General features: G+C 71.6%; 16 protein-coding genes. 9 read left to right on the top strand and 7 right to left on the bottom strand.

Going from position 1 to position 22,652, the window contains the following annotated elements:
- Positions 1 to 375: 375 nt before the first annotated feature.
- The 3 genes from WME82_RS49410 to WME82_RS49400 all read left to right on the top strand — a co-directional run bounded on the left by WME82_RS49410 (position 376) and on the right by WME82_RS49400 (position 4,661).
- Positions 376 to 666: a KGG domain-containing protein gene (locus tag WME82_RS49410; RefSeq protein WP_438041004.1), complete on the top strand. Its 291-nt coding sequence runs from the start codon at positions 376 to 378 to the stop codon at positions 664 to 666.
- 1,148 nt (positions 667 to 1,814) lie between these two features.
- Positions 1,815 to 2,927: an RHS repeat-associated core domain-containing protein gene (locus tag WME82_RS49405; protein ID WP_438041003.1), complete on the top strand. Its 1,113-nt coding sequence runs from the start codon at positions 1,815 to 1,817 to the stop codon at positions 2,925 to 2,927.
- Between the two features lie 411 nt (positions 2,928 to 3,338).
- On the top strand, positions 3,339 to 4,661 hold the full coding sequence (locus WME82_RS49400) for a hypothetical protein (RefSeq protein WP_438041002.1): 1,323 nt from the start codon (positions 3,339 to 3,341) through the stop codon (positions 4,659 to 4,661).
- A gap of 272 nt (positions 4,662 to 4,933) precedes the next feature.
- Here the strand turns inward: WME82_RS49400 and WME82_RS49395 are convergent, their stop codons facing one another.
- From WME82_RS49395 to WME82_RS49365, 7 genes are all read right to left on the bottom strand, one after another.
- Entirely contained in the window at positions 4,934 to 8,287 is a 3,354-nt protein-coding gene (locus tag WME82_RS49395) for a protein kinase domain-containing protein (protein ID WP_438041001.1), read from the bottom strand.
- Positions 8,288 to 8,760: 473 nt separating this feature from the next.
- The gene (locus WME82_RS49390) at positions 8,761 to 9,384 is read right to left on the bottom strand and encodes a hypothetical protein (protein ID WP_438041000.1); all 624 of its coding nucleotides are present in this window, start codon (positions 9,382 to 9,384) and stop codon (positions 8,761 to 8,763) included.
- Between the two features lie 705 nt (positions 9,385 to 10,089).
- The gene (locus WME82_RS49385; protein WP_437743334.1) at positions 10,090 to 10,569 is read right to left on the bottom strand and encodes a hypothetical protein; all 480 of its coding nucleotides are present in this window, start codon (positions 10,567 to 10,569) and stop codon (positions 10,090 to 10,092) included.
- A gap of 200 nt (positions 10,570 to 10,769) precedes the next feature.
- A complete protein-coding gene (locus WME82_RS49380; RefSeq protein ID WP_438040999.1) occupies positions 10,770 to 11,960 on the bottom strand; it encodes an SUMF1/EgtB/PvdO family nonheme iron enzyme in 1,191 nt (396 codons plus the stop codon).
- Positions 11,957 to 14,131 carry a M20/M25/M40 family metallo-hydrolase gene (locus WME82_RS49375; RefSeq protein WP_438040998.1) on the bottom strand — a complete coding sequence of 725 codons (2,175 nt, stop codon included), beginning with the start codon at positions 14,129 to 14,131 and terminating at the stop codon, positions 11,957 to 11,959. The genes WME82_RS49380 and WME82_RS49375 overlap by 4 nt, the downstream gene beginning before the upstream one ends.
- A complete protein-coding gene (locus tag WME82_RS49370; RefSeq protein ID WP_437548004.1) occupies positions 14,128 to 14,508 on the bottom strand; it encodes a hypothetical protein in 381 nt (126 codons plus the stop codon). The genes WME82_RS49375 and WME82_RS49370 overlap by 4 nt, the downstream gene beginning before the upstream one ends.
- A gap of 281 nt (positions 14,509 to 14,789) precedes the next feature.
- Entirely contained in the window at positions 14,790 to 17,480 is a 2,691-nt protein-coding gene (locus tag WME82_RS49365) for a HEAT repeat domain-containing protein (protein WP_438040997.1), read from the bottom strand.
- 228 nt (positions 17,481 to 17,708) lie between these two features.
- Here WME82_RS49365 and WME82_RS49360 point away from each other — a divergent pair, with 228 nt between their 5' ends.
- The 6 genes from WME82_RS49360 (at position 17,709) to WME82_RS49335 (ending at position 22,523) form a co-directional block, all read left to right on the top strand.
- Entirely contained in the window at positions 17,709 to 18,254 is a 546-nt protein-coding gene (locus tag WME82_RS49360) for a TlpA family protein disulfide reductase (RefSeq protein ID WP_437743330.1), read from the top strand.
- 83 nt (positions 18,255 to 18,337) lie between these two features.
- Positions 18,338 to 19,474: an SUMF1/EgtB/PvdO family nonheme iron enzyme gene (locus tag WME82_RS49355; RefSeq protein WP_438040996.1), complete on the top strand. Its 1,137-nt coding sequence runs from the start codon at positions 18,338 to 18,340 to the stop codon at positions 19,472 to 19,474.
- Positions 19,475 to 19,536: 62 nt separating this feature from the next.
- Positions 19,537 to 20,403, top strand: coding sequence for a helix-turn-helix domain-containing protein (locus WME82_RS49350; protein WP_438040995.1), 867 nt, complete (start codon positions 19,537 to 19,539; stop codon positions 20,401 to 20,403).
- Positions 20,404 to 20,672: 269 nt separating this feature from the next.
- Positions 20,673 to 21,188, top strand: coding sequence for a hypothetical protein (locus WME82_RS49345; protein WP_438040994.1), 516 nt, complete (start codon positions 20,673 to 20,675; stop codon positions 21,186 to 21,188).
- Between the two features lie 131 nt (positions 21,189 to 21,319).
- Positions 21,320 to 21,778, top strand: a complete 459-nt coding sequence (locus WME82_RS49340) for an MmcQ/YjbR family DNA-binding protein (RefSeq protein ID WP_438040993.1) — start codon at positions 21,320 to 21,322, stop codon at positions 21,776 to 21,778.
- A gap of 229 nt (positions 21,779 to 22,007) precedes the next feature.
- Positions 22,008 to 22,523: a hypothetical protein gene (locus tag WME82_RS49335; RefSeq protein ID WP_438040992.1), complete on the top strand. Its 516-nt coding sequence runs from the start codon at positions 22,008 to 22,010 to the stop codon at positions 22,521 to 22,523.
- The last annotated feature ends 129 nt before the right edge of the window (positions 22,524 to 22,652 follow it).

Here is a 22,652-nt window from a genome sequence, read left to right as displayed (position 1 = left end):
CCGCGGCGAGCCCGCCCGTGACGGCTCGCTTCGGCAGAGCGCGGCGCGCGGCGATGTCCCCTTGACGGCGCCTCGTCGAGCGCCGCCCGCGCGTCAACGATGCGTGGTTTCCCATCGAACGCCGCGCTCTCCTCATCACTCCATCACCGCCGTCGGCGTGGTCCCCTGGGATCGGTTGCCCTCCTTCGTCGGGTCCGCGGGTGACAGCCGCGCTCTCGGGCTCCGCTCTGGCACCGCCGTTGCAGTTCGCCCGTCGTGAACCCGCCGGCATCGCCGGCGTGGAACAAACAAGACGCAGCAGAGACTGCGTCGCAAAAAGCTCACTGGAGGTGTAACATGGCACAGAATCAGGGTAACAACCGTGGGTTTGCTGCAATGGATGACGACCGCCAGCGCGAGATCGCGAGCACGGGCGGCAAGGCCGCGCACGAGAAGGGCACTGCCCACGAGTTCAGCTCTGAGGAGGCCCGTGAGGCCGGCCGCAAGGGCGGCGAGAGCGTGAGCCAGGACCGCGAGCATATGGCCGAGATCGGCCGCAAGGGCGGCGAGGCGCGCGGCGATGGCGCGGAGAACGACGGCGGGCGCAGCGGGAGCGGACAGGGCCAGCGCGGCGGCAGCCACGAGCAGCACGTGAGGGCCGGGCAGCAGAGCCACAAGAACCGCTGAGAGCGCCTGGCGATTGGCGCTAGCGCGCAGAGCGCCCTCGATGAGGGAGCTCGATGCTCGGGGGAGCCGTGGCTCCCCCGAGTCTTTTCTTTGCCGGTGCGCTCGAAGGAGCGGAGGCGCATCGCAGCGGATGACGATCAGGGCTCGGGAGCAGGTCAATGGGGACGCGCCAAGGGCGATGCCGGAGTGCTCTCTGAGCCAGTGTGCAAGCGTATCGGCAGTGCGGTCGGGGAGCAGGTCAATGGGGACGCGCCTCTCGAGATCAACGAGGATGGTGTCATAATCGAATCTATTATGGTTTCCTGATCCACGAGGGAATGCGGGCAGACGAGCCTGGAAGGCCAGAGCCGTCCGATCTCGAACGCGGCGCCGTTGTGCTCGATGAGAACAAGACGGATGACCCGCGCGCCTGGGCGCTCTCCCCCGATGTTGTGCGCGCGCTTCGAGATCCCCGAGCTGAACGGCAAGGGCGGCCCTTGGGGTGGAGGTGCTCCCACGTCCGCGGGACTGGAGGCAGGCTCGCCGTCGCCGAGCGATGGCGCGTCCCTCGCTCGCGCGCTGCACGGCCAAGCACCCGGCGCGGTCTATGACCACGCTGGCCAGCCCGCACGGGGGCGACGCGACGGCTACAGGCGGCGCGTCGGGCCCGCGTTGGGCCACGCCAGAGACTCGCTCGGCTGCGAACGAGCTAGAACCATATGAAATAGCAGTTCTACGAGGGGGCCATCGCCGACGAGCTGCTTGCAGCGAGCGCCGTTGACGTTCCAAGCAGGAGGGCTCCCGCCGGCGCCGGGTCCGGCGCTGGCGACCACCCGCGCGCCGACATCGAACCCCCCGCCCCCAGGGCGGGTAGCCCGTCATCGCCTGAGTCTCCCGCGGCAATGCATGCCGTACACAGACTGGAGAAATCCACTCTAACAGGAATCCTGTTCGATGATGCTCCAGCGTCTCGCGCGGGCTCCCCGGGCAGCGTCTGCGCACCCGAGTTCTCATCTTGACAGGGGTGAAAATCGCTGGGGACCATGCCTGAATGGCGCGCACGGCTCCGGTCCCGAACATCCCTGCGATCCCTGGAATGAACCCTGGCGTCTGGATCATGGGCGGTGGAGGCGGCGGTGGTGGCAAGGGCGGCAGGGGCGGCAGCGGGAATGGAGACGGTCAGGGCGGGAGCGCTAACCGTGGCGGCAACAACCCTGACGGCGGCGGCAAGGGGGCCCACGGCTGCGGAAATGGGCAGGGGGGTGCGTGTGCGCGACGCGTCCCTGGACGTCCCGGTGACCGAGACGCGAACGTACGTTTTCCCGGATGGGAGCTTCGCCCCGCTGGCGCACATCGATGACGGCGGCGCGCCTCGGTTCTACGTGAGCGCGCCGAATGGATTCCCCGATCTTCTCGTGACGTCATCGGGGCAGATCGCGGCCGAGCAGCGGGCGCGCGCGTTCGGCGCGGTGCAGGGAGAGGCCTTCACGCCGCTGCGGTTTTCTGGCCAGTACGCGGACGAGGAGACCGGCCTTTGTTACAACAGGCATCGCTATTACGACCCCGACATTGGCCGCTACATCAGCCCGGATCCCGTCGAAATCGTCCGCCGCTACGGCTTCGCCGACAACTCGCCGCTCAACACGGTGGACCTCGACGGCTTGCAAGCGATGACCACGAACATCCAGCGCTCGCAGATCAACCCGGACGGCAGCCGCACACCGTTGCCGAACGCGAGCGGTGTGAGCCAAGGCGGGCGCGATCCCGACAACCCGGTCGACATCCACCCCGCGGTCTGGAACAACATGGCGCCGCAGGTGCCCGTTCAGGCCGCAAACGGCTCGACCAACGGGCAATTCCCCCAGGCGACGCGCCATCCGGCGAACTGCTCCGAGCCGGCGGCGCTGAGCGAGCATCTCCATGATTATGAGCGACGCAACAACTTGCCGCGCGGGACATGCGGCTCGGCCAGCGATCCGAACAACCAGCATCTCCGCGGTGCGCTCCGAGAGATCGATGGGATCAGCTCGACGCAGCAGGGCGGCGGAGCGCGAAACGCCTGCCCGAACTGCGGCGTGCTTTTCCGCAACCTCCAGAATCAGGCGAACCAGGGCGCACCGCCGAACGAGCTCGTGGACCTGGTGGGCCGCACCACACCGGGCATCGACAATCCGAGTCCCGGATGGCAACAAGCGATGAACCAGGGCGCGCCGACGAGGAGCGCGAGGAGCCTCATGAACCCACGCAATGCAGCGAACATGCGGGTGCAGATGCCGCGCTGAGGGCCCACCATGGAGATTTCCCTTTTCGCCATCGAGACCCTCGCCCGCCGTGGCATCGTCCGCAGCGAGGCGCGTCGGGCCGGACGCGATCGACTGGAAAAGTTGCTGCGTCTGAACGGGCTTCCCACCCACGAAGCGCTGTTCGCCGCCGAGGCTGCGATCGGCGGCTTCGCCGGCTCGGACCGCGCGCGGGACCCGCTGGAGCTTGCGAGCGGCGGTTCCTTCGGTCCCCCATCGCGAGATTGGTGGGAGATCCTCCTCGGCCCAGCGGCGCTGCTGGAACGCAACATGACGAGGGCGCTGTCCCGCGCCGGCTATTGGCCCATCGGGATCAGCGCGCCTTTCGCAGCATTCGCGGGGCTCGATCGGTACCTGCACGTCTCACATGACCGCGCGGAACGCTCGCTGGGAATGGTCAACGTCCTGCTGAGCGACGACGGAACCGTCTCCGTGGAGGGCTCTTCGACGGGATACGCACTGGTGCCCTACGCAACGTCCCCCGTGATCCTGGTCGAGAAGCTCGCGCGCTTCCTCGACATCGCGCAGCGCGGCCTCCACCACCTGCGCCTCGAAGCCCGCCCGCGCGCTGGCGCCCGGCTCGCGGAGGCGCTCGGCGCCCGGCCTGTGGCGGTGGCGAGCGATGCCTACCACACGGTCTGGGACGCCGAGGATCTTGTCATCCTCGACGGGCACCCCTCGGGCGTCGCTCCGGACCGGACGCTCGTCTTCGCCAGGTCGGTCGAGCGGCTCGCCCGGGCAGTCGAAGCGCTCGCGGGCTCGCCGGCGGTCGCGGCGATCGCCTGCGACGAGGTCACCGTGGCTCTTCGCGATCCGGGCGAAGCCCCTGCGCCAGCGAGCCGCGGGCTCGTGCCCGTCGGCCTGGACCGGCCCGAGGAGCGGGGAGCGCTGCGCATCGAGCGCACCGCATCAGGCGTCTCCCTCGTCCAGGAGCGCGACTTCGGCGGGCGTGTGCTCGAGCGCCACGAGCTCCCGCCGGTGGGCGACCGGCTCGCGCACACGCGATGGATGCTCGCTGCCGAGGGGTTCCGGGGCGTGCTCACCGACCGCGCGGTAAACGCCCTGCGCGCGCGGGGGGTACTCCGGGATCCGCAGCGCGCCGCCTCGCGCGCCCGCCTCGAGGAACTGCTCGCACTTCACGGCGTCGCGGCCAGCGAACCACTGTTCGCGTTCGAGCAGCACGCGGGCGGCCTCTGTGTCTCCCGCGACCAGGGAGAGCACACCTGGCTGGGCCCCGCGCTCGAGATCGAGGGCGGCGTCCTGCCCCGCGACGGGTTGGTGCCGATCGGCGCCTTCTCCAGGGGCCTGTACTTCATGGCCGCCGACGGCGCGATCCTCGCCGACGACGGGGTGGTGGAGCGCTTCGTCTTCGCCGATTCGTGGCGCATCTTTCTGGAGCGGTTCGCCCTGGGGCACGAGGCTCCGGACGTGATCCCAGGGTGGCCGGCCCGCCATCGCGCGAGCCTCTCTGAGGACGTGGGCGAGGCGCTGGCGCGGGCTCTCGGCGTCCCGCGCGCACCCGAGCTCAGCGACCGGACGCAGTCGTTCTGGACGAGCGACGACCTGGTGATCTGGTCGACGCCCGCCTACCTCGAGTTCTGCGTGTCCCCCTGTATCCTCTACGCGGACGAACCTGCGGTGATCGAGCAGGCGCTCGCATGGATCCAGGCGAACCACCCTGAGCTGAGCATCGAGCGGAGCGAGGCCACGCGCTGATCGAGCGCCGGCATCGGCGGCCCACCCTGTTCCTGCCGCCGCAGACTGTGGAATGAACGCGGCCCCGTTGACGACGCGGCGGCGGAGGGCGCCCCGCTGGGCCACATCGGAGCTGCCCTCGACGGGGAGACAGGCGGAAACTATGAAAATCGCTACTGTTTCCGGCGATCGCTCGTCATCGACCGGTTTCTCTGGCGGGATTTCTGAGCCGCGATACCAGTCTCGACGTGGGCACAGCTGCCCGGTGTCAGGCAGCTGTGCCCACGTCGAGGCTAGGGCCGGGCGGCGCCCGGCGCGGCGCCCTCCGCTCCTCGCTCCGCTTCACGCGCCGCCTCGGCGTGCTCGCGCCGGAGCAGCGGGTCGAGCTCGAAGGCGCGCCCGAGCGAGGCCTGGGCCTCTCGCGCGTCTTCGCGGCGCGCCTGCGCGTCGGCCGCCCCGCGCGCCCGCGAGAGCAAGAGCCCGCCGCGCACGGCGTGGGCGTGCGCGAGGAGCGGGTCGCGGCGCAGCGCCTGCTCGACGTGCTTCAGCCCCTCGTCGGCGGCGCCGCGGGCCTCGGCCGGCGACGACGCTCGCGCGAGGTGCCAGCAGGCGCGCGCGAGCTCGACGTGGCCTTCGGCGTGGGGGTAGATCTCGATGGCCCGCCGCGCGTCGTCGCGCGCCCGCCGCAGCGCGGGCAGGGGCGAGCGCCCTCGCTGCCGCGCCCATTGCGCCTCGACCGCGCCGAGCTGCGCGCCCGCGAGCAGGCAGCCGAGGCAGCTCGGCTCTGCCCGGTAGGCCTCGGCCAGCGCGGCCCGCCCGGCCTCGAGATCGTCGCTCGGGTCTCCGCCCGAGCGCAGGGCGTGGAGCGCGGCCAGGCGGTGGCCCTCGGCGCGGTAGGACGAGGTCCGCCCCGCGGCGGGGTTGATGGCGCGCGATCGGTCGAGGTGGGCGAAGGCGCGCTCGATCGGCGGGCGCGGGTCCGCGCCGCGCGCGGCGAGGTACTGCGCCAGGGTCAGCTCGGCCACCGCGGCCTGGTTGAGCGCCTGGTAGAACTGGGCGTCGAGCGCGAGAGCCCGGCGCCCGGTATCGAGCGCCCTCTGCACCGTGTCCTGCGGGTCGAACCCGTGCGCGAGGTCGTACGAGGCCCAGTCGTTGTAGAGGTCGCCGAGGTTCCAGTAGGGGAAGAGGTATTTCGGATCGCTCTCGATCGCCAGGCGATAGAAGCGCGCGGCCTCGGCGTACTCGGGGCGCGGGTCCTGGCCCTTGTCGCGCCGGTGGTTGCCCTTCCAGCGGTGGACGTTCGCGAGATCGTTGAGCGCCCAGGGGTAGTTGGGCTCCAGCTCGAGGGCCCGCGTCAGCCGGGCGCGGGCCTCGTCCCAGGCAGGGCCCGGGTCGAGGCCGGCGCGCGCCTGCTCGAACCCGCGCGTGAAGTGGGCCAGCCCCGCGGCGTCGTGCGCGTACACGTCGCTCGGGTCGAGCTCGATGGCGCGCGCGGCGGTGGCGAGCCACGCATCGAGGATGGGCTCGGGCTCGAGGCCGCCGCCTTCGTCCTTCATGAGCTGATACCAGCTCATCAGGACCTGGGCCCTCCGGGTGTGGCCCGAAGCGCGCCCCGGCGCCGCCCGCACCGCCTTGCCCGAGGCCTCGAGGGCGCGCTCGAGCGCTTCCTTGCGGGGCCTGCCCTGCCGCTCGTCGACCTCGGCCCGCTTCAGCCAGGCCACGGCGAGCGCCTCGTGCGCCAGCGCGTCGCTGCGCCCCACCTCGAGCGCCTCGTCGTACCGCGCGACCGCCCGCTCGAGATCGGCGCGCGCGCCGTCGTAATCCCCTCGATCGAAGCGATCGACCGCCTGCGCGTGGGCGACGTCGCCGGCGAGCCGGCGGGCCTCGTACGACCAGGGCGCCTCGTGGCCGGCGAGCTCGGCGGCGCGCGCGGCGGCGCCGTGGTCGCGGCGATAGAGGGCGATGAGCCCCTCGAGGTGGTGGGGCGACTCGAGCCCGAGCCCGCGGCTCTTCTCGAGCGCGGCGAGCGCGGGCAGGAGGTACTGCTCGTCGAGCGCGCGCCGCCGCCCGGCCACCCACGCGACGCCGCCGCTGCGCCGGGCGTCCTCGAGGGCCCGGCGGTACAGCTCGCCGAGCGCGCGTCCGAGCGCGTAGTGGAGCTCGGGCGAGTCGACCCCGAGCGCACGGGCGCGCTCGAGCTGCTCGCGCGCCTCGTCGAACTCGAGCAGGGCCAGGTGCCCGCGCCCGAGCGCGTAGCGCGCGAGCCCCGCGCCGGCGCCGCCCGTCTCGACGTGGCGGGCCGCGATGCGCGCCATGCGCTCGCGGACGCGGGCCTGCTCGCGGCCGGTGTCGTGGAGCGGCAGGCCGTAGGCGGCGCGCAGGAACCACTCGATCTCCTTGACCTCCTGTCCGATCTCCTCGCCGAGCCTCGCCCGCTCGGCCGCCTCGGCCCGGGCGCGCCGCGCCTCGAGCTGCGAGCGCAGGCCGAGGGCGCCGAGCGCCGCGATGAGCGCGAGCGAGAGGGCCGAGACGGCCACGAGCGCGCGGTGCTTGCGCGCGAGCCGCTTCAGCCGGAAGGACAGGCGGGGGCGCCGGCCGAGGATCGGCTCGCCGTCGAGGAAGCGCCCGAGGTCCTCGCCGAGGGCCCTCGCCGTGGGGTAGCGCTGCTCGGGCTCCTTGTGGAGGCACTTGAGGGTGATGGTCTCGAGGTCGGCGGGCAGCTCGGGCGCGAGCGCGCGCGGGGGTCGGGGCTCTTCGTGCAGCACCTTGAAGAGCGTGGCGGCGGGGGTGGCGCCCTCGAACGGCGCCGCGCCGCAGAGGAGCTGGTAGAGCGTGGCGCCGAGGCCGTAGACGTCCGAGCGCTGGTCGGCGCCGTGCACCTGGCCGCGCGCCTGCTCGGGCGCCATGTACGCGGGCGTGCCCAGGAGCGCCCCGGTCTCGGTGAGGCTCTGTTCGCCGCCGGCCTCGTAGGCGAGGCCGAAGTCGACGACCACCGGGTGGAAGCTGCCGTCCTCGACCCGCTCGATCAGCATGTTCGAGGGCTTCAGATCGCGGTGCACGATGCCGAGCCTGTGCGCCTCGTGCACCGCGTCGGCCACCGCGCGCATCGCCCGCACCTTCGCGGGCAGCGACATCTCGCTCGCCGCCTCGTCGAACCTCCGGCCGCGCACGAGCTGCATCGCGATGTACGCTTTGCCCGCGACCTCACCGACCTCGTAGACCTTGCAGACGTTCGGGTGGTCGATGCGCGCCTGGGCGCGGGCTTCCTGCAAGAGGCGCAGGGCGCGGTCGGGGTCGGCCCCGCGAATGAACTTGAGCGCGACCGCTCGGCCCAGGCGCTTGTCGCGCGCCTCGACCACTTCCCCCATGCCGCCCCGCCCGAGCGGTCGGATGAGCTCGTAACGGCCCCACGCAGCGACGGGAACCCCTGCCGCTCCGGCCGCGGCGCCGCGCGTGGGTGCGCCCCCTTCTGCCTCGGCGCCGGCCGCGTGCGCCCCCCCTTCGGCCGGAGGGAGGGGCCGAGTCGTCGCCGAGGCGTCTGCCGGCGGCATCGTCGTCGACGCCGGGGCGCTCGTCTGCGCCGGGCCCGCGGCAAGCGGGCCGGGGCGCTCCGGCGGGAGCGTGGGGTCTTCTTCCGGCGCCGGCATGGTTGGAAGCGCTGACAGGGTGGCACGGCCACGCGGGCGGCGAAACGTGTCCATAGAGGCCAGGCCGCTGACGCTCTGCGGGAAGCTCCTCCGCTGGCGTGTTCGGCGCAGCCCATATCACCACGTCGCCCGGGGGGGCGGACACCACATCAAGGGACGTTCGGATCTAGTCAAGTGGATCTACCCCATGGTGCTGGGCAGCATTGGGGCCTCGCAGCGCAGGGCTGGTCCGTGAGACTTTCCGTGGGGGCTCCAGGCTTTCACCATCCCCGTCTTCGACCTGCTCACCTGACGCATGGTCAGCGGTCGGTGGCGAGGGTCAACCCCAACAATACCAGGCGGGCCGATGGCGCACGGACTGAGCGATTGGGTAGGAGGGCCACGATGACCGATCCGGAAGGCCTTCAACCTCGTCGGGGCGGGATCCGTCCGGCGTCGAGCTGGTTGGTGGGCGATGGAACATGACGGCGTGATTATGGCGAGGAGGATGATGATAGGTGCGAGTCGCCAACGCGGGTTTCCGGCACGTCGTGGACAAAGTAACCGAACGGCTCAAAATTCCCCTCCACAAGCACCGCACCGACGTCGTCCAAACCACCGGATACAATCTCATTATGATTGGCATCCCATGCGACGAAACGACCGTCCGGCCCCTCCCTCAGGAACGCGACTCCACCGGCAAAAGGCGATGCTTTCCGCAGCCAGAGCTGGTACCACCTTCGCTCGCCAAGGACACTATCGACATAATCAATAAACTCCGAAATCTTCGCATCGTCGTTACGATAGGGCGCAAGGAGAAGACGGACATATTCTCGTTTTTCGGGAAGCGTAGCCCTTCGGAGATACTCTTGATCTGACAACGCTCGGTTGACTGCGAGCTCCCATGCTGGGTGCCGCGGGGACAACAATCGCCAGGAATCGTTATCCCATTGGGGAATATCCCTAAGCGCTGCCGTTAGACGCTCCGCAATTGTTGCCAGAATCGGGCTAGCAGAGAGATCTCCATCGTAGGAGAGCAATGGAAGCTTGGCTTCGTTCACTGCCCTATGAAGAACGATGATCTCAGTGGCATCGGACACGGTAAATAGATCTTTCATAATCCTCAGTACGGATTGGGACCAGCGAACGTAATCTCGACATGCCGTCCGAAGCGGAGGGCGCCTCGATGGATCAGTTCATTGACGTTCTTTCCTGCCTCGAAGAACACGCCAGGCTTTGGCTGAAATTCGATTACATACGCGCCTCTTCCAGCGTGGGTTGGGAATCCCGCGAAGATTCTTCGCCTCCACCTGTGCGGCATTGGCTGCAAGCTCGGTCGCGAATACGCGCCCAGCCTGAGCACCACTCGTCGGCGCTCGAATCATGCCCGACTGCGGATCCGGTCCCAGGCAGGCAGCTCAACTGCCCCCGCACAACCGGATCGGTGCCGGAACGCGAGCTCAGCTACCCCCGCACAACCGGATCCGGTTCCAGGTAGGCAGCTCAGCTGCCCCGGCAAAACCGGATCCGGTTACCGGGAGGCTGCCCGCTGCCCCGGCAAAACCGGATCCGGTTACCGGGAGGCTGCCCGCTGCCCCGGCAAAACCGGATCCGGTTACCGGGAGGCTGCCCGCTGCCCCGCCACGACCGGATCCGACCTCGGGGAGGCTGCCCGCTGCCCCGCCACGATCGGATCCAGCCTCGGGGAGGCTGCCAGCTGCCCCGACGAGACCCCGATCCCTGGGATGGCGCGCGAGGTGGCGCTCCTGTGAGGGTGTCCGGCGGCCGCCGCGCACGTCGCGCGGCCAGACCCCGGCGCTCCCTTACTGCCCGCCGGGCACGCAGATCGCCGTCGCCGAGCCCGCGCCCATGCACGAGAAGCCCGCCGCGCAGTCGGTGTTCGCCGCGCAGGGGAAGGCGCACTTGCCCGCGGCCGTGTTGCACTTGTGCGTGCCGCAGACCATGTCGTTCGTACACGGGAGAGCGAGCGGGCCCGGCTGCCCCGTCGTCGCCGGGGCGGTCGTGCCCGGCTGCTGGTACTGCCCGGGCTGCTGATACCCCGGCTGCTGGTACTGCCCGGGCTGCTGATACTGCCCAGGCTGCTGATACTGCCCAGGCTGCTGGTACTGCCCAGGCTGCTGGTACCCCTGCTGCTGCTGGTTGTACGCGTTGTACTGCGGATCCGATGGATCCTCTGCGTCTCGGCCCCGGCTGCACGCGGAGGTCAGGAGCCCGAGGCTTCCGAGGGCAAGGACGACCGAGGCGGCCGAGCGCGCGCTGGTGAACCACATGGATCGCTTCATCAAGGTCTCCTCGAGGTGCGGGGCTCTCCCCGCGTGAGCGACGGGCCGGTGACGGCCCGCCGCTGAGATCTGAGCCCCGGCCCCCGGAGGAGGAACCGCAGGCCCTTCGCCGGCGAGCGCCGCGTCGCGGGCCCGCTGGACAGGAGCGTACCCCCGGTCGGCGGCCGCGCGCCCCTCAAAAAGGACGCGCCACCGCGCGCTCACCGCGCCGCAGCATCCTTGCAGCAACGAAAGCCCTGCTCGTAGCCGTAGTCCTCTTCCTTGTGGAACCCCACCGTGGGGCGGCAGCGGCCGCGCATGGGGCCCCACCAGCCGCCCTTCAGCCCGCTCCGCTCCGGCGACTTGCGGCCCGGCCGGACGACCCACTCGTTGATGTTGCCGTTGAGATCGTAGGCGCCGAACGGCGACACACACGCCGGCATCGAGCCCGCTGGAACGCGCTGATCGAGCCGCTCGAGCTCCGCCTTGCACCTGGGGTGCCGCATGCACCGCTCGTAGTGGTAGAGCGTCACCTCGCGCTGGCGAAAGGGCCGGTCGATGTTGCACTTGGCCGCGTCGCGGGCGAAGCCGTACGTGTACGGGAGCATCTCCTCGCCCTCGCAGGCGAAGTTGAACTCGTCCTCCGTGCAGAGGCGCTTGCCGACGCCCTCGCACGCCTTGACGGCCTGGCGCCACGAGACGAGCAGCGCCGGGAGCTCGCCCTTCCTGTTGGGCCACTCGTACCGGTCGACGCAGAACCGCATCGGCGCGCGCTTCTTCGAGAGGCACTCGCTCGGCCGCCTGTACTCGAGGCACCGCTCGCTGACGCTGGTCGGGCCCTCGGCCTCTTTGTAGGGCGTCGCCCGTCGCTCCTGGTCCTTCTCGTACTCCTTGTGGTGCTTCAGGCAGATCTGGTCGACCACGGGGCAGTAGTCGCCCTCGACGAGGACCATGTCGTCCGGGCACCCCTCGGAGCTGCCGGGCAGCCCCGCGTCCGGCGCGCCGCCGTCGAGGGCCTCCGCCGCGGCGTCCGGCGAGCCGCCGTCGAGGGCTGCCGCCGCGGCGTACGACATCGCTGCCCCGGCGTCCGGCGGCTCCGCCGGGGTGTACGACAGCTCCGCCGCGGCGTCCGGCGGCTCCGCCGGGGTGTACGACAGCTCCGCCGCGGCGTCCGACGGCTGTGCCGCAACGGCGTCGGGCGGCGCCGGCTCGACATCCGCAGCTGCGCCGGCGCGCTCGGGCCCTCCGGAGGCCACGGCGTCGGTCCCCGCGGGCGGCGGGCTGTCGCAGGCGAGGATCGCGGCCGTGAGGCCGCAGAGGAAGGCGAGGCTGACCGCGCAGGGCCCGCGTGGAGCCCTGCGCCGTCGAGGTGGCGCGGCCGGCGGCGCGGCGCGGCGAGAGCGCCGGCTCATCGGCCGGGGGCGGGGATGACCTTGAGCGGCACCCGGGTCCCGCCGCGATCCACCTCGATCTCGACCTCGCGGCCCGGCTCGAGATCGCCGAGCGCGAACATGAAGTCGTGGATGTTGGTGACGGCGTGGGCGCCGATGCGCACGATCACGTCCCCCGCCTGCATGCCGGCGCGCGAGGCCGGCGCGTCGGGCCGCACGCCCGTGAGCTTCACGCCGGGCCCCTGGTACGCGTAGTCCGGCATCGTGCCGAGCGACGCGCGGAAGCCGCCGCGCATGCTGCGGTGCGGGTCGGCGGGCGCGTCGGTGAAGGCGAGGCGCGCGTCGCGCCGCGACAGGGCGAGCGCCATCCGCGCCGCGAGCACCGAGCACCGCGAGACGCCCGCGGCGTTGATCTTGTCCGCCGTGTCGCTCGGCCGGTGGTAGTCCTCGTGGACGCCCGTGAACAGGAAGGCGATCGGGACGCGCGACGCCGTGAACGACGCGTGATCGCTCGCGCCGAAGCCCTCGACGCCGAACTGGAGCGTGAGGCCGAGCCCGCGGGCGGCGTCGTCCACGATCGGCTTCCAGTCGGGCGAGGTCCCCAGGCCGTCGACGAGGAGCTTGTCGTCCCGCATCCGGCCGACCATGTCGGCGTTGATCATGGCCACGACCGGCTTCATGCCCGCGAGCGGCGCCGGCGGGTGATCGACGAAGTGGCGCGAGCCGATGGTGCCGAGCTCCTCGGCGCCGAACGCGATGAACAGGAGGTTCCGGGCCGGCCGCTCGGGGAGCGAGGCGAACCGCCGCGCCACCTCCAGGAGCATCGCGGTCCCCGAGGCGTTGTCGTCGGCGCCCGGGTGGACCGCATGCACGCCGGGCGCGCGCGAGAACGACGTGCCCCCGTAGCCGAGGTGATCGTAGTGCGCGCCGACGACGACGTACTCACCGGCGTGCGGCGAGCCGTCCCGCGCCGGGAGCAGGCCGATCACGTTCGACGCCGGCGCCATCCGCGCGGTGACCTTGGTCGTGATCTCGACGGTGGTGCCGTCGAGCGGCTTCGGCGCGGCGGCCTTGGTCGCGGCCGGCTTCACGGCCGCAGGCTTCGCCGCGGCCGGCTTCGCGTCGGCCGGCTTCGCGGGCGGCGCGAGCCCGGCCGCCGGGAAGAGCGCGCGGGCCGCGGAGCGCGTGATCACCACGGCCGGGATGCCCATGCTCGCCGCGTCGTCCGACACCCGCGGGAGCTCGTCGCCCGCCGCGACCAGGATCACCCCGGCGGCCTTGTGCTCGCGGGCGGTGCGGAGCTTGTAGCGGACGCTGCCGAAATCGCGGAGCGCGTCCGCCGGCCGCGGAGCATGATGATGAGGATCGGCGGTCGCAGCGCCGCCGTGCGCGCCGGCGGGAGCTGCACCGGCATGCGCAGCGCCGCCGTGCGGATGGGCGGGCGCAGCGCCGCCGTGCAGACTGGCAGGCGCTGCACCGCCCTGCGGACTGGCAGGCGCAGCGCCGCCGTGCGGGCCCCCGGGCGCCGCGCCGCCGTGCGCGCCGGCCTGCGCCGCTCCACCCGGGCCGCCGTCCAGCGTGGGCACGCCGTCGAGCACGATCGCGATCTTCCCCTCGATGTCCCGGCCAGCGTAGTCGTCCCAGGAGAGCGCCGACGCGGTCACTCCATGGCCGACGAGCACCGCGGCCCCCGACACCGTGCCGCTCGCGCTCCCGTCGGCCGTGACCAGCTTGCCGGCCTCGACGCTCTGCTTCCGGCCCGCGCGCTGCACCGCGAGCGCCGCGGGCGCCACGTCGGCGCCGACCCGCGCGTCGAACACCTGCCTGTACGCCTTCGCGTCGCTCCCCGGCCCGCCCAGCGGCGAGAGCTTGAGCTCTGCGAACCGGCGCGCGATGAACTCGGCCGCGAGATCGGCGCCGGGCTCGCCGGTCCCGCGCCCCGCGAGCTCGGGCGACGCGAGGTACGCGACGTCCGCCGCGATCCGCGCCTCCGCGGCAGGATCGACCTCCATCGAGGCCGGCGCGGCGGGCGCCGGCGCGGCAGGCTTCGAGGCCGGCGGCGCGTCAGGCTGGCGGGGCGGCGCGGCCGGCGGGGCGCACGCCGCGACCGCGGCGAGCAGGCCGGCGGCGAGGCCGCGGCGAAGACCCCATGCGCGGGGCGACAGCGGGGCCGCGGCGCGCCCGGCGCTCACCACGGCGACGCCTTCTGCGCCGCGCGGACCAGCTCGAGCGCGCGACGGCCGATGTACTCCTCCACGTCGGCGGGCGCGATGTGGCGGTCCTTCGCGAAGTCGAACTCGCGCGGCTTGCCGTCGCCGAACGTCACCCGGACGATCGCAGACTCCCGCAGGAGCTCCAGGGAAAGGCTGAAATCGCCGAGCGCGAGCCGGTGCTTGTCCTGCTCCTGGGCGAACGCGATGGGCTGCCCCTTCTCCTGCAGCCTCTCGTGCGCGAACTTCAGCGACTCGGCCCCCAGCGACACGGCCGACTCCGCGGCCGCGAGCGCCTCGGCGACCCGCTTCTTGTGCCGCGCGAGCTCTTCAGCCTCGCGCTCCGCCTTCGATTTCACGGCTTCGATGAGCTCATCACGCCAGGTAGGCACAGTGCACCTCGGCGCGAACACTCTTCCGAAACGGGCGTTTTGTCCAGCCCGACACGCGCCGGTCACCCGACCACCCCGGCCAGCCCGACGCGCGCCGGAGACGGAAACGGCCGCGCTGCCAGCACAAAAACAGGAAGCCCGGAAGCTCCGGAGAGGACGACCTCCTCCTCGAGCGCTCCCGGGCTCCCTGCCCCTGGATCGTGCGCCGCGGCTTCGTGCGCGGGCCGGCCGCGCCGGACCGCGCGCCGCTACGGCGTGTCGGCGCCCCCGGCCTTCGGCGGGGCGAACTTGCTCAGGTCCTCGGCCACGGTGGCCTTCGGGTTCATGAGCTCGTGGAACGCGCGCTTCGCGAGCGCGCCCGTCTCACCCTGCTCGTGCCGCAGGGCCATGAGCACGCCCTTCTCCTTCATGAACTTGAGCGTCTCGATCGCGCCCTTCTTCTTCGCGCCGTCGCCGCTCTTGGCCTCCTGGAAGAGCCGGTAGCGCAGCACGACGCGGGTCTCCGAGTGCGGGCCGTTGTCGTACTTCAGGTTGTCGAACTGGGCCTGGAGCCGCTGCCGCGCCCACTCCTGCGGCGCGTCGGCGACCTTCACCCGCGTGATCGCCTCGGCGTTCGCGACGTACCGGTAGAGGTTGCCGCGCTTGAAGTCCTCGTCCGACCAGTAGCCGAACGCGCGGTAGTAGTGGTCCTTCAGGTCGTCGAGCGCCGACTTGTCGAAGTCGGCGTACATCGCGACCGTCCGCGCCGCGGTGTCGCTCGTGCCGCCGAGGATGAGCGCGAGCGCCGCGGCGTTCCGGACCTCGACGTCCTTGAGCTTCTCGAACAGCTGCCCCTGCACCGCCTCGTCGAAGCCGCCGATGCCGATGGCGCGCGCGATGGCCATGCGCACCCCGGGGTCGACGTCGGCCGTGAGGAGCGTGACGAGCTCGGCGGCCGCGCCGGGCACCGGCCGGAGCGCGAGCGATGACGCGTAACAGGCGCCGATGAGCTGCTTGCGCGGCTCCTTCTTGCTCGCGAACTCCTTCGCCTTCTTCGCCACCTCGATCATCGCCTTGTCGTCGGCGCACCAGGCGATCGACTCGCAGGCGGCCTGGCGGGCCTCCTCGTGCCACAGCTCGTCCTCGATGAGCTTCGTCAGCTTCTCCACCGCGCGCGGATCGCCCCACTCGGCGAGCCCCTGCGACGCGCCGTAGGCGACCGCGCGGAGCGCCATCCCCAGCATCGACAGTCCCGCGCCCTGGAGCCCGTCCTGGGTGATGTCCATCTTCGGGTCCTTCTTCCGGCCGAGCTGCTCGAGGAGCCGCGGGTAGGAGGGCTCGTCCTTCATGCGCCCGATGTACCGGAGCGCGCTCTGCGCGGTCTCGAAGGCCGTGGGGAACGGCGGCAGCTGCCCCTCCTTGGGGAGCGGATCCGTCGGGAAGGCCCAGTCGCGCATGTCCTTCAGGATCTTCTCGGAGCGGACCGTGGCGAGGAAGCGCAGGCCGTTCGCGTGCGGCTGCGGGCGATCCTTGAGCCACAGGATGACCGGTGCCTCGGCCGCGGCCTTGAGCTCGGCGGCCTTGTCCGCGTGGATCGTGGCGAGATCGGCGAGCATGCGGGCGCCGACGACGCGCGGCAGATCGGTGCGCGACAGGTGCCCGCCCTCGTCCGCCTCCCAGAACTTCTCGAGCTTGTAGAGCTTGAGCGGGTCGGCCAGCAGCCGCTCGCCGAGGAACTTGGCGGCGCGGAGGTCGCCGACCTCGGCGAGCCGCGTCCCCGCCTCCCCCTGCCAGTGCAGCGGCGGCTTCCTGGCCTCGATCCACTTCACGAGCGGGTCGGCCGACCGCGGGTCGGCGAGCTCGCGCAGCATCTCCATGATCTGCTTCGTCTGGAACCAGGTCGTCTCCTCGGGGTCCTGCTTCACGCTGTCGAGGGCGAGGACGAGCCCCTCGCCGCCGATGCCGTCGCGCAGCGCCTCGAGGAAGCGCTGGCGGCTGGCCTTGTCGGCGTTCGCGAGGGCCTCGAGGAGCGGGGCGCGCGCCGTCTCGTCGCCGATCCTCCCGAGGCCGTTCGCGGCCTCGCGCGCGACCTCGACGTCCTTGTCCTTCACGAGCGTGATGAGCGCGCTCGTCCATTTGGGCTCGGCGTTGCGCGACAGGACCGTCGCCACCAGCTGCCGCACCGACGAGCTCTCGTCGGTCGCGAGCTTCGAGAGCTCCTCGAGCGACACGAGGCCGGCGAGCTTCTCGGGGTCGAAGGCGATGCCGCCGCCGAGCCGCTCGACCTTCGAGAGGAACCCCTTCCTGTACTGGTCCATCGCGTCCTTGAACGCGGCCGGCTCCTTGAGCTCGACGAGGGCCCAGACGAGCTGGGGCCGGTCGCTCTCGTCCGCGACCTTGAGCGCCTCGAGCAGCGCGTGCTTGGCGCCGTCGGCCTTGGGCGAGCCGTAGTACGCGAGCACCTGCGCGGCGACGCCCTTCACGCGGTGGTCCGGGAGCGCGAGCGCGTTCTGCGCGTGCGTGACGCCCTCGGGGTCGTCGGCCCACGCGAGCTGCATGAGGGCCTCCTGCTGGAGCGACAGCTCGGCGCTCGCGGCGGCCCACTTGCGCCAGAGGGGCAGCTGGTCCTTCTTGGGCAGGACGAAGATGTTTTTCTTCTCCTTGGAGACGGCGTCGACCGTCATCTTCTGGCTGTCCTGCTTGACGCCGAACCAGATGGCGCCCGCCGCGCCGAGCACGACGAGGAGGCCGACCACGATCGACACGGGGCTGAACCGCCCGCGCTTGAAGTTGCCGTCGTCCGCGAAGCCGCCGCCCGCGGGCGCCGGCGGGGCGCCGGGCAGATCGTTGTCATCGGGGGGCCACTTGGCTGCCCGCTTGGCCGGAAGGGGCCCCGGCGGCGGGCGCCGTCCGCGCGGCCCCGCGGGATTCTCTCGTGAAAGATTCGGACGATCGAGCATGGTTCCTCCAGCGCGCGGGCGACGACGTGACCCGAACGGCGGTGGCATCGCGCGGCGAGCCGCGCTGCGCCCCCGACCCCTCCCGGCGGCGGCGGCGTCGCGCGGCGAGCCGCGCTGCGCCCCCGCCCCCGGGCCAGGCGGCAAAGCGCCCGGCCGGTCGAGGCGCCGGACCGTACCAGAGCCGCTCGGACGTAGGCCCAAAGATTTGCTATGAAGCCCAGGGCCCGTATGGCCGAACCCCAGCCCGATTCCGGCAAGATTCTCTATCCTGCAGTCGCGTTGCTCATCGCCCTGAGCGCGCTGTTTGGTCTTGTGATCCTGCCGCGCCTTGCGCCGGGGGCCTCGGGCATGGTCGGCGCGGAGGCCCCCGACGTGACGCTGCCGGTCGCGGCCAACGGCGATCCCGGCGCGCGCATGCAGATCGCCGAGCTGAAGGGCCAGGCGGTGATCCTGGACTTCTGGGCGACGTGGTGCGGGCCCTGCGCGGTCCAGGCGCCGATCCTCGACCGGATCGCGCGCCGCTACGAGAAGAAGGGGCTCGTGGTGCTCGGCGTCAACGTGGACGACCCGCCCCAGGTGGCCAGCCAGTACGCGCTCAAGAAGGGCCTCTCGTATCCCATCCTGATCGACGACGCGAAGGAGGCCTCGGCCCACTACGGGGTGGACAAGCTGCCGAGCCTCGTGGTGATCGACCGGCAGGGGAAGGTCGCGGCCTACCTGACGGGCGTCGTCGACGAGGCGAGCCTCTCCGAGATCATCGAGGCGGCCCTCTGATCTCGCTCGACGTGCCCCGCTCGCTCCACGTGCCTCTCTGGCTCGACGTGCCCCGCTCGCTCCACGTGCCTCTCTAGCTCGACGTGCCTCCTCCCTCCCGTCCCTTGCACCTCGTGCTGGCGGCGCTCGCCGCCGGCGCGCCCGCCTGCTCCCGCGGCGACGCCGATCGCGGCCGCGACGCCGGCGCGCCGCCTCCGGCCAGCGCCTCCGCGCAACCTTCAGGCCCTGCGGCCTCCGCCCCGGAGGCGCCGGCCCCTCGGGCCTCTGGCGAGCCCGGCGCGCCCGACGCGGCCGGCGGCGACGCCGGGGCGGTCAGGGATCCGATGGCGACCCACTACGAGGCGCGCGAGGATCTGGTGCGGCTCTTCTCGCTGAAGGAGTTCTCGGAGCGAGAGCGGAAGTTCAAGAACCCCGAGCTCTTCCTGGAGAAGAACTTCGGCGGCGGCTCGCCTGCCCGGCTCAACCAGGGCAACAAGGAGCTCGCGCGGCACACGCGCTCGAAGGAGCAGTGCCTGGAGGGCCTCCGGGGCGTCGTCCTCCAGACGGAGGAGCAGCGCGCCCGCTGCGGCGGCCACGAGAACATGGTGCCCGTGTACAGGCGCGGGAAGCCGGCGTCGGCCGAGTTCTGCATCGACATCTTCGAGTTCCCCAACAAGCCGTGCGAGCTGCCGATGGTCTGGGCGAGCCCGACGCAGGCGGCGACCGTGTGCAGCCTCCAGGGCAAGCGCCTCTGCACCGAGGACGAGTGGAGCCTCGCGTGCCGCGGCGACCCAGAGGGCGGCAAGCCGAGGACGTACGCCTACGGCGACGAGCTCGATCTCGCCGCCTGCCACACGCGGACGCCGCACCGCGACATCGACGGCAAGCCGTGCGACGGCGACACCGCGCGCTCTGCCTACCAGACCTGCGCGACCGACACCGAGCCTGCGGGGTCCTTCCCCGCGTGCCGCTCGCGGTTCGGGGTGTTCGATCAGCACGGCAACGTGGCCGAGATCATGACCCGCCGCGACCGCGACGACGGCAAGCTGTACAGCCAGCTCAAGGGGAGCGCCTGGTTCTACGTCGAGGTCGCCCGCGAGCACGACGCCCCGAGGCCGAAGGGCCGCGAGACCTACCCCGATCACTGCGCCTACAGCCCGCGCTGGCACGTCGAGCCGATGGAGGACGCGTGGCACGCGAACTACCACCTCGGGCTGAGGTGCTGTAAGACGATCCGCTGACGCGCTCCGCCCCGCGCGCGCGGCTGGCTCGCGCCCGCGTCGACGGGTACCCTTCCCCCGCGATGCAAGCGCTGGCGCCTCGCGCGCGGATCACCCGCGGCAACTCCGGTGAGGGCCGCTGGGAGATCGCGACGCGACCCCCGGCGCCGCGCCTCCGCGCGTACGTCCGCGACTACAGCGGCTACACGGAGGAGACGCCCGGGCCGCTGCGGCGGCGCGAGCTCCCGGCGCCGCAGATCGTCGTGATCATCGAGTTCGGACCGCCGCTGCGCGTGTTCGACGCGGGGAGCGATCGCCGTCATTCCTCGCACCCCGGCGGCTTCGTCGCGGGCCTCGACGCCACCTTCACGATCACCGAGCACGACGGGTTCCAGCGCGGGCTCCAGGTGAACCTCACCCCCATCGGGGCGCGGCTCTTCTTCGGCGTGCCCATGGACGAGCTGACCGGGCGCGTGATCTCGGCGCGCGATCTGCTGCCCAGGAAGCACGCCCGGCTGGCGGAGCGCCTTGAGGAGCTCCCGACCTGGGACGCGCGCTTCGACCTGATCGAGCGGGCGCTCGGCGAGCGCGTGGACGAGGCGCGGCTCGAGGTCGGCGTGGTCTCGTGGGCGTTCCGCCGCATCGAGGAGCGCGGGGGCGCTGTCGACATGCGCGCCCTCGCGCGCGAGCTCGGCTACAGCCAGAAGCACGTGATCGGCCTGTTCCGCGAGCACGTCGGCGTCCCGCCCAAGCTCCTCGCGCGCCTCGTGCGCTTCGACCGGCTGGTGCGGCACCTCAAGACGGGCGCCACGGGGACCTGGGCGGAGCTCGCCCAGCGGTTCGGCTACTACGACCAGGCGCACCTCGCGCGGGACGTGAAGCAGTTCAGCGGGACGACCCCGACCCGGACGCGCGCGGCGCTGATCGACGTCGCCGGCATGAGCCCGTAACGGGCGAGCGCTCTTCGGGCTTCGGGCGTCGGGCGCGCCGGGTGGAACGTGGGACTCCCTGCACGCGGCGAGGGCGGCGCTCGCGTGGAAAAGCTGCGCGCGCCGTTTACGGAGGAAAGGAATCTTCTCATCGAACGTAGACCGGTCTGAGCAGCGCAGTCGCCCGGAAGGCGCCCGCGCCCAGCGCTTCCAGGCGCTGTGGCGTCGCCCGGAGGGCCGCGCGGGCGCGCTCAAGGTGAGCGTCCTCGTTCGTTCAAGGAGATCTCGACATGACACGGATGAAGCTTCTCGGGTTTCTGATGGCTGGTCTCGCGCTCGTGGCTTGCGGCGATGAGGAGGGTGCTGGTGATGGAGGTAGCGGGAGCGACATCGAAGGCAAACAGGTCGGCTCGCTGACGGCCGAGGAGGCCGACGGCCTGTGCGACGATCTCCGCGGGCAGGCCAAGACGATCTCGAAGGAGGACGCGTGCGAGGCCGCGGGGGTGCTTGCCTCTTTGTTCGGAACGGAGTGTGAGACCACCAGGCAGGAATGCATCAGCGCTCCGGAGGAGCCCGAGGAGACGGACGACCTCGAAGCGTGCGGAGCGTCCCAGTTCACCGGCTGCACCGCCACGGTCGCGGAGGTCAGGGCCTGCGTGGACGCCATGGTAGGCACCATCAAGGCGCTCACGTGCGAATCGACGATCACCGACCTCGCGGAGAAGCCGGCGGCGTGCGCCGCGATCGAGGAGAAGTGCCCGGGGGCCTTGGGCGGAGGGGGAGAGGAAGACGAGAGCGAGGGTTAACACTCCTGAGCGCAGCGCCCGCCCCGCCGCGCGGCTCGGTCTCGCTGGCACGAGCCCGCGGCGGGGTAAAATCTTTACAAGACCGCCGGCGTCGCCTTCTCCAGGATAGGCTCCGAAGGAGAGCGAACACCATGTCGAGCCGGTCTCCCACGCCTTCCACGCCTCCGCCTCCCGCGCATGTTCCTCCTGCGCTCCGCTCCGAAGAGTTCCAGAGGCTCGCGCTGTCGCTTCCCGAGGCCGAGGAGCAGGACCACTTCGGCAAACCGTCGTTCCGCGTGCGAGGGAAGATCTTCGCGACCCACTGGGTGGCGGAGGAGCGCGCGGTCCTCAAGCTGTCCCTCGAGGAGCAAGACAGCCTGGTGCAGGCGCAGCCCGACGTCTTCTCCGTGACGCCGTGGGGACACCAGGGCTGGACCCGGGTGGAGCTCCGCCGCGTCGATCGGACGCTCCTGGAAGAGCTGCTCGTGGGCGCCTGGCGTCGCGTGGCGCCGAAGCGCGTGGTCGCGCAGTGGGATGCCGGCCGCAGCGGGAAGACGGCGGCGCCTCCGGGCGCACCCTCACGCCCGCGGAGACGTAGGCGGGCACCCTGACGGGCGCCGAGACACCCGGCCGGAGAGCGCCTCGACCGCGCGGCAAGGCTCGCGCCGAGGCCGCTTTCTATTTTCTCCCCAGCAGGAAGAAAGATTGAACCGTGGTCGTAGTAGGCTCGGCCCGCGCGCCTGCCCGATCGACGATACAGCCCGCTCGCTTCCTTCGGCGGAGCCGTCCTCGAGCGCCGCGCGGACACTCAGGTGAACATTCTCGATGAGGGAGCGCTCGATGACACGGATGAAGCTTCTTGGATTGCTCATGGCTGGCCTCGCGCTCGCGGCATGCGGCGGCGACGACGACGGGGGCAACGGGGACACCGGGGGCCAGAGCGGAGGTGACCTCGACGGCAAGCAGCTCGGCCAGCTGACGGCCGCGGACTCCCAGGCGCTGTGCCAGGATCTCGCCGCGTCGGTCACCGTCACGAAGGAAGACCTGTGCGAGGTCGCCGGCGCGTTCGCCGGCGCGTTCGGTGGTGACTGCGAGGCCACCAAGGCCGAGTGCATGAGCGAACCGGACCAGCCCTCGCAGGGCGGCGGCGAGTGCTCCACCGAGGGCTTCGCGGGCTGTACCGCGACGGTGGCGGAGTACAAGGCCTGCGTGAAGGCTCAGGCCGACGCCGTCAAGGCGATCACGTGTGCAACGCCGCCCGACACCTCCGGAGAGCCCCCGGCAGGCTGCGCCGCCCTCAGCGAGAAGTGCCCGGAGGTCCTCAGCACCGGGGAGACCGACGGCGCGGGCTCCTGAGGTCGCCCAGCGAGCTCGCTTCGTAGCGCGGTATCCCTCCTGGCATTCTCGACGTACTGGTACATGCGGGAATCGCCATCAACGACCCGTTGCTCGGGCAAACCATCGTTCGGTTATCTCATCGACGGG

The organism is Sorangium sp. So ce128 (assembly GCF_051525245.1).
GTDB classification, from domain to species: domain Bacteria; phylum Myxococcota_A; class Polyangia; order Polyangiales; family Polyangiaceae; genus Sorangium; species Sorangium cellulosum_B.
Note: the sequence above shows the minus strand (reverse complement) of the source record. Positions and strands in the feature narration are given on the sequence as shown.

What these genes read in the sequence shown, in the direction of transcription:
- WME82_RS49410 (WP_438041004.1), top strand. Translation starts at nt 376, where the DNA reads ATGGATGACGACCGCCAGCGCGAGATCGCGAGCACGGGCGGCAAGGCC.
- WME82_RS49345 (WP_438040994.1), top strand. Translation starts at nt 20,673, where the DNA reads ATGACACGGATGAAGCTTCTCGGGTTTCTGATGGCTGGTCTCGCGCTC.
- WME82_RS49335 (WP_438040992.1), top strand. Translation starts at nt 22,008, where the DNA reads ATGACACGGATGAAGCTTCTTGGATTGCTCATGGCTGGCCTCGCGCTC.
- WME82_RS49395 (WP_438041001.1), bottom strand. Translation starts at nt 8,287, where the DNA reads ATGCCGGCGCCGGAAGAAGACCCCACGCTCCCGCCGGAGCGCCCCGGC.
- WME82_RS49390 (WP_438041000.1), bottom strand. Translation starts at nt 9,384, where the DNA reads ATGAAAGATCTATTTACCGTGTCCGATGCCACTGAGATCATCGTTCTT.
- WME82_RS49405 (WP_438041003.1), top strand. Translation starts at nt 1,815, where the DNA reads ATGGAGACGGTCAGGGCGGGAGCGCTAACCGTGGCGGCAACAACCCTG.
- WME82_RS49340 (WP_438040993.1), top strand. Translation starts at nt 21,320, where the DNA reads ATGTCGAGCCGGTCTCCCACGCCTTCCACGCCTCCGCCTCCCGCGCAT.
- WME82_RS49360 (WP_437743330.1), top strand. Translation starts at nt 17,709, where the DNA reads ATGGCCGAACCCCAGCCCGATTCCGGCAAGATTCTCTATCCTGCAGTC.
- WME82_RS49400 (WP_438041002.1), top strand. Translation starts at nt 3,339, where the DNA reads ATGGTCAACGTCCTGCTGAGCGACGACGGAACCGTCTCCGTGGAGGGC.
- WME82_RS49350 (WP_438040995.1), top strand. Translation starts at nt 19,537, where the DNA reads ATGCAAGCGCTGGCGCCTCGCGCGCGGATCACCCGCGGCAACTCCGGT.
- WME82_RS49385 (WP_437743334.1), bottom strand. Translation starts at nt 10,569, where the DNA reads ATGAAGCGATCCATGTGGTTCACCAGCGCGCGCTCGGCCGCCTCGGTC.
- WME82_RS49365 (WP_438040997.1), bottom strand. Translation starts at nt 17,480, where the DNA reads ATGCTCGATCGTCCGAATCTTTCACGAGAGAATCCCGCGGGGCCGCGC.
- WME82_RS49380 (WP_438040999.1), bottom strand. Translation starts at nt 11,960, where the DNA reads ATGAGCCGGCGCTCTCGCCGCGCCGCGCCGCCGGCCGCGCCACCTCGA.